The sequence below is a fragment of the Bacillus cereus group sp. BfR-BA-01309 genome (genome assembly GCF_022664315.1).
GTDB lineage: Bacteria > Bacillota > Bacilli > Bacillales > Bacillaceae_G > Bacillus_A > Bacillus_A mobilis.
Genome location: NZ_JAKUHE010000024.1, coordinates 44,653 through 50,926, shown reverse-complemented (window position 1 = coordinate 50,926; position 6,274 = coordinate 44,653). Strand labels below are relative to the sequence as shown.

Genomic DNA, 6,274 nt, shown 5'->3' with positions numbered 1-6,274 from the left:
GACAGGAAAAAGGTGAGATTCCTTTTCGGTAGTTGGCATTTGACTTGGTTCGCCAACAATTTATAGATTTTTATAAGAATTTTAAACCAGGGGACGTTATGAGCTTAGGACAACAACTTAAAAGATTACGAGAGTCAAACGGGTTTTCACAGGAAGATGTTGCTAAAAAAATTGGTGTGACAAGGCAAGCTGTGTATAAGTGGGAACATGATAAAAGCTGTCCGGATATTGATAATTTAATTTTGCTTAGCGAAATGTATAATGTCACATATATGATAAGAAGTGAGAAGCGTAAGTTATATTTCCTAGGAAAGAGTATAACGAATGAAAATTGTCTTATAATGATTTTGAGATGATGATAGTATGTTAAAAAGCTCAAACAAGCATAACCCCGTTCTAAAGTTAGGACGGGGTTGGAAATCTAAGTTTTATGAAGCAAGAATTTCTTTCAAATATTTTTACTTTAGTAAAGACTTCTTATAAAACATTACTTATTTATTACCGAGTTCTTCTGCTAAACCAATTAAAATTCCTTCAGTTCCACGAATGTAGCAAAGTCGATACGAATTCTCGTACTGAACTACTTCACCAACGAGCTGAGCACCATGCTTCTTAGTAAGTCTAGATACCATTTCGTCAATGTCTTCAACGGTGAACATGACGCGCAAATAACCGAGGGCATTTACAGGAGCTGTCCGGTGATCTGCAATAGTAGGTGGTGTGAGAAATCGCGAAAGTTCAATTCGGCTATGGCCATCTGGGGTTACCATCATAGCAATCTCCACGCACTGAGAACCGAGACCAGTTACGCGACCGGCCCATTCACCTTCGACAGTAGCGCGTCCTTCTAGTTTTAATCCAATCTCTTCGAAGAAAGATATTGCGTTATCAAGAGATTCTACAACGATGCTGACATTGTCCATTCTTAGTAATTTGTTGTTTGCCATAGTTTTTATCTCCTTATATGTAGAAATGTATTATTTAATTCTCCCCATAATTATACTAAAGTTCCTTCTAAACCAAAAACACCTTGTCACAGTGTAGGAAAGTGTGACAAGGTGTTTTCAGTATAGTATATAATATCTTATTAACGAACAACACTTCGTAAACCCTCTACTATTGAAATACGCGTGAACTTTCTTTCGTGAATGCTATTATTTTAAGGGTTTGATAATGTAGTTTCTATTCGGTAATATAACTTCGACTTCCCCGCAAAATATTCCCATCCTATTTCTATTAATATAGGTAGGAAATAGATTCATATAATTTGTTTTAAGTTTTACTAGTGGAAATTAGCTCATCTGCACTAAAGGCTCAATTTTCGCCATAAATGATTGATGCAGCGCCTCGACACCTGTTACTAAATGAAGGCGGTCAATAACGACAGACACTTTAATTTCTGATGTACTTACCATTTTAATATGAATATCTTCTTCTTTTAAAGTAGTGAACATATTCGCAGCAACACCTGGATTAGAGACCATACCAGATCCTACAATTGATACTTTTGCTAAATGATTTTCATATTCTACAGATTCATATTGTAACGTTTCTTGATATTGTTCTAATACCTCTAATGTTTCTTTTAAATCATTAGAATGGATTGAGAAGGAGAGGTGAACAGTTCCTTCATTTGTAATACTTTGAATGATGATATCTACATTAATATGTGCCGCTGCTAATGTAGAGAAGACTGTTGAAAGTGAACCGTGTTCCAATCCTTTCATTGTGACGCGTGTAATATTATCTTCAAATGCAATACCTTTAACGATTGATTGTTGTTCCATGTTACATTCTCCTTTTACAATTGTTCCGTTTTCTTGTTCCATACTTGAGCGAACTTCTAAAATGACATTATGATTTTTAGCAAATTCAACAGCACGTGGGTGTAATACACCAGCACCGAGATTTGCTAGCTCTAGCATTTCGTCATAAGAAATTTCATCTAATTTATAAGAGTTTTTTACAACTCGTGGGTCCGTCGAATAAACACCGGTCACATCCGTGTAAATATCGCATTTTTTTGCTTTCAGTGCAGCAGCTAATGCAACAGCAGTTGTATCAGAACCACCGCGTCCAAGCGTTGTAATTTCATGGTTTTCACTAACTCCTTGGAAGCCAGCTACAATAACAATCGTACCTTCAGTAAGATAAGATTGAATTCGATCTGTATGAATGTCAGTAATCCGTGCACTACTATGTACAGATTCTGTCGTAATACCAGCTTGCCATCCTGTTAATGAAATCGCGTTATAACCTTTTGCTTGGAGTGCCATCGTTAATAATGAAATAGTTACTTGTTCTCCTGTAGATAGAAGCATATCCATTTCGCGTTTACTCGGATTTTCTGAAATCGCGTTAGCAAGTGCGACAAGTTCATCTGTGCTCTTTCCCATTGCCGAAACGACAGAGACGATATTATGTCCTCGTTCATATTCTTCAATAATTAAATTTGCTACATGTTGAATACGCTCAACACTTCCGACAGAAGTGCCGCCAAATTTTTGTACAATCGTTTCCATTACGAATTCCTTCTTTCATCCATTTTTAAGAATAGATTAGGACATATATAAATCCCAATATTCCTGTAGTTACCAGAGAAAAACAAAAAACACCATCTCAAATAAGTGAGGATGGTGCTGTTACAGGAAAAGGGAAACAGAAAACGGAGCTAATAAAAAAAACCGCCAAAAAAGGAATATCATAAGAATGATATCTCTTTTTTGTAGATAGCTCTTCATACATACACTTCTGTACATATGACAGTTCTGTTTCTATTCGAAAACAGCCCCAATCGATAAATGCAGAGAAGATTATCGATTTCGGCAATACTTCCTTTCATCTAATTTCGTAGACATCTCTGTGTCTCCATTAGAATAATCATAAGTATCGCAACCTCTATCTCACGTTTTAGGCGAGAGTGTTTGATTTATAAAGTTGTTGGTAACATTTGTTTTATAATAATTTAAATTTTTCGGGGAATCAAGTGTTTTGTATAAATTTTAAAAATTCTTTCTTTTCTTAAAAGAGTTTGTGAAAAATGTAGCAAAATAAATTCATTGCATGTACATTAAACTTATAGTGCATAGGAGGTGGAAGAATGAAGGGGAAAAAGCCTATTTATGTTTCGGCAGAAATGAATACAACAATGGAAAAATTATGGGGATATACGCAGGAACCAGATATACATACAGAATGGGATGCTCGCTTTACTGAAATTTCGTATTTAGAGAAAACGGAAGGAGAACCACAGAAGTTTTTATATAAAACAAAAATCGGATTTGGACTTGAAATAGCTGGTGAAGGGGAATCGATAGGTGAAATAAGAAAAGAAACAGGTGAACGGATTTCTTCTTTAAAATTTTGGACAGACAATCAATTATCACTTATTCAAATAGGGCGTGGTTATTGGAAGTATACACCGTGTAAAGAACACATTCATTTTGAGACACAATATGATTATAATACGAGGTTTGGTCGTATAGGGAATGTAATAGATATCTATATGTTTCGGCCGTTATTGGGCTGGGCGACTGCTTGGAGTTTTGATGCTTTAAAATTATGGTTAGAAAAGGGATTGCATCCTAGATTACTAATTAGAAGAACAATGACATACTGGCTCGTATGTTTTTTATTTGCATTTGTATGGATGTATCAAGGAATAGTGCCGAAACTAGTTTTTACTCATTCAGAAGAAGTAAAAATGCTATCTGTGATGATTGGTTCAACTGAACATAGTATTTTTGTACTTAAAATAATTGGATTACTAGAAATTATTTTTGGTGTCCTATGGCTGTTGCCATTTCCGAAACGAAAAGTATTTGTCGTACATATTTTTATTTTAATAGCCTTAACGATAGCGGCAGGATTTACGAATATCGTAAGCTTTACAGAGCCGTTTAATCCAATTACATTAAATGTTCTACTAATGGGGTTATCAATTGTCGGTTATATAAATAGCACGAATTTGCCAAGTGCAAAAAATTGCAAGAGGAAGAGAAAGGGATAATGTATGGCTAATATGTATGAAAGACTACTAGGGGATTCTTATAAAAAACTTCATCCGAAATTACAGAAACGCTATGAGATTACGGAAGAAAATAGCTTTACTGGAGAAGGAAAAATGGATGAAATTTACGGAGGTTCTATTTTCGTAAAATTAATATTAAAAATTGCATCGAAGTTTAGAATTTTTTTCTCTGAGCGGGGGAAGGAAGTGCCATTTACAATACATAATACCGCTGAGCGAGATGAACATGGAAATGAACTTGTGCGGTGGAATCGTACTTTTTATTTTCATAATAAGAAAAGATACTTTAACGCTATTATGCAGATGGATGAAGAGAATAATGAAATTGTAGATTATTTTGGTGAGCCGCACATACTTGTTTCTACATTGAATTTTCATATTGATGAGGTGGGGGCAATGCATATTTCTTCAAAGAAACAATGGTTTTACATGTTTGGAAGGAAAGTCCCGTTACCTAGGTTTTTATACGGAGAGGCCAACATTGTAGAAAGTTATGATGAAACACTACAATGCTTTCGAATTCATGTACAAGTACGAAATCCGTTAATTGGTTCATTATTTTCATATAAGGGAACATTTGTGGAGAGGAAATAAATAATATGAAAAATATAATAGTTGGACTTGCTTGTTATACTATTTTTCTAATATATGAGTGGTCAAATATAAACCCAGTTGAAGCAATTATATTATTATCTATTTTGTTATTTATACCGATGTCATTTTGCATTATTGATAAGAAAACAAGAAATGGATCGTATGTATTCTTTTATAAATTTGTAGTGCTGTTATATCCAATCGCAGCAATTAGTGCAACGCTAGCTTTCGTAACAAATCACTATTTCTTTGCGTTACTTTGGTTTGTATATACAGGAATTGTTGCGTTATTTGGTGTAAGTAGATTACTAGAAAGCGGATGGAAACCGTTAGAAGAGACGGCTATCGATAGTGCGTTTATGTATTTGTTTTTAGGTGGTTTCTGGTTTTTTGCTGTAGTAGCAAAACTCTCCATTATGCACTTTAGTTCTGACATTGTTTTGCTTACCGCTGCACACTTCCATTATTCGGCATTTCTACTGCCGTTATCAGCTGGTTTAATTGGGAGAAAAAGAGAAAAGAGAAGTAAAGTATATGATGCTATTATGTTTATCATCGTCATTTCACCTATGACAGTTGCAATAGGAATTACGTATTCAAGGGTATTTGAATTTTTTGCAGTGTTCCTATATTTATGCGCTATTTATAGTTATGGGATGTATGTTTGGCGCACGAAATTTAATGCTATCAGTGCAAAGGTTCTTCTGATCATATCTTCTAGTACACTCATGGTAACTATTATGTTTTCACTTATATATTCATATGGGAATTTGAAACATGTAATGACGATTACAATTGCTCAAATGGTTTGGATCCACGGTGTTGTCAATGGAATTGGAGTAGCGTTACCGGCATTTGTCGGTTGGATGATTGAAAAGAGTGCTCCGAATTATGAATATTACGGGAAACCAATGAGCAGGTTAAGAGGAAATGCGACAGTTGGGGAAGCATTTTTACATAACAGAAATTTAATAGATAGTAAGGCATACAACGGTTTAGTTGATAAAATGAATGATTTTCATAGTGAGTTATTTGACGCGGCGAAGATTCCTTTAAGCATTGTTCGCTTTTATGAAAATACAAAAGAGTATGAGTTACAATCACATATTAAATGGAATCGTTGGTTCCACCCGCTTGCATTTTGCTATGAAAAAATGAGTAAACGTGTAGGACAAATACATTTAGGAATGGGAGGCAAGTGGGAAACGATGCATGGCTCTATCGTCGGGATAATAGATGAGACGGATGGAAGAGAGGATGTAAGGGCTTGGCTAAGAAAAAATGAAGCAGGAGAATCTATATTTGTAGCTCTTTACTCAAAGCATACATATATGAACGAGACATATATGAATATTGCATTACCTTTACCATATTCGAATATGACAGGGATTTTGAAATTATGTAATAAGAGTAATGATTTAATCATTACTAGTAAGTTAAGAGAAAATGGTAAGGGAGATGAGGGTATTTATTTACATACTCGTTTCTTTACAATACGTTTACCGTTAGCAGAGACATTTATTATAAAAGAGCGCACGAATCACATATTAGAAGCTAATCATAGAATGTGGATATTTGGAGTTAAGTTTTTAGAAATTGATTATGAAATTAAGAAAATAGAGGAGAAGTAAGAAAAGCTTGGAGAGATTC

Annotated in this window: 5 protein-coding genes, 1 pseudogene and 1 riboswitch; of the genes and pseudogenes, 4 read left to right on the top strand and 2 right to left on the bottom strand. The window is 34.7% G+C overall.

Translation table 11 applies throughout. The features are described 5' to 3' along the window. Positions 1–98: 98 nt before the first annotated feature. A pseudogene (locus MR115_RS27025) lies at positions 99–269 on the top strand (helix-turn-helix transcriptional regulator); the annotation flags it as partial. 222 nt (positions 270–491) lie between these two features. Here the strand turns inward: MR115_RS27025 and MR115_RS27020 are convergent. Together MR115_RS27020 and MR115_RS27015 are read right to left on the bottom strand one after the other, a co-directional pair. Beyond that, entirely contained in the window at positions 492–947 is a 456-nt protein-coding gene (locus MR115_RS27020) for a VOC family protein (RefSeq protein ID WP_242243339.1), read from the bottom strand. Positions 948–1,292: 345 nt separating this feature from the next. After that, the gene (locus tag MR115_RS27015; RefSeq protein ID WP_242243338.1) at positions 1,293–2,522 is read right to left on the bottom strand and encodes an aspartate kinase; all 1,230 of its coding nucleotides are present in this window, start codon (positions 2,520–2,522) and stop codon (positions 1,293–1,295) included. Positions 2,523–2,722: 200 nt separating this feature from the next. Continuing rightward, a riboswitch (Lysine riboswitch) is annotated at positions 2,723–2,909 on the bottom strand. A 191-nt stretch (positions 2,910–3,100) separates the two neighbouring features. Between MR115_RS27015 and MR115_RS27010 the strand changes: the two genes are divergently transcribed. The 3 genes from MR115_RS27010 to MR115_RS27000 are packed head-to-tail and all read left to right on the top strand — an operon-like array spanning position 3,101 to position 6,255. Continuing rightward, positions 3,101–4,009 (top strand): DoxX-like family protein, encoded by a 909-nt coding sequence (locus MR115_RS27010; protein WP_242243337.1) that lies wholly within the window; start codon positions 3,101–3,103, stop codon positions 4,007–4,009. A 3-nt stretch (positions 4,010–4,012) separates the two neighbouring features. Further along, positions 4,013–4,624 (top strand): DUF4166 domain-containing protein, encoded by a 612-nt coding sequence (locus MR115_RS27005; RefSeq protein WP_242243336.1) that lies wholly within the window; start codon positions 4,013–4,015, stop codon positions 4,622–4,624. Positions 4,625–4,629: 5 nt separating this feature from the next. Then, positions 4,630–6,255, top strand: a complete 1,626-nt coding sequence (locus tag MR115_RS27000) for a YndJ family protein (RefSeq protein ID WP_242243335.1) — start codon at positions 4,630–4,632, stop codon at positions 6,253–6,255. Positions 6,256–6,274: the final 19 nt, after the last annotated feature.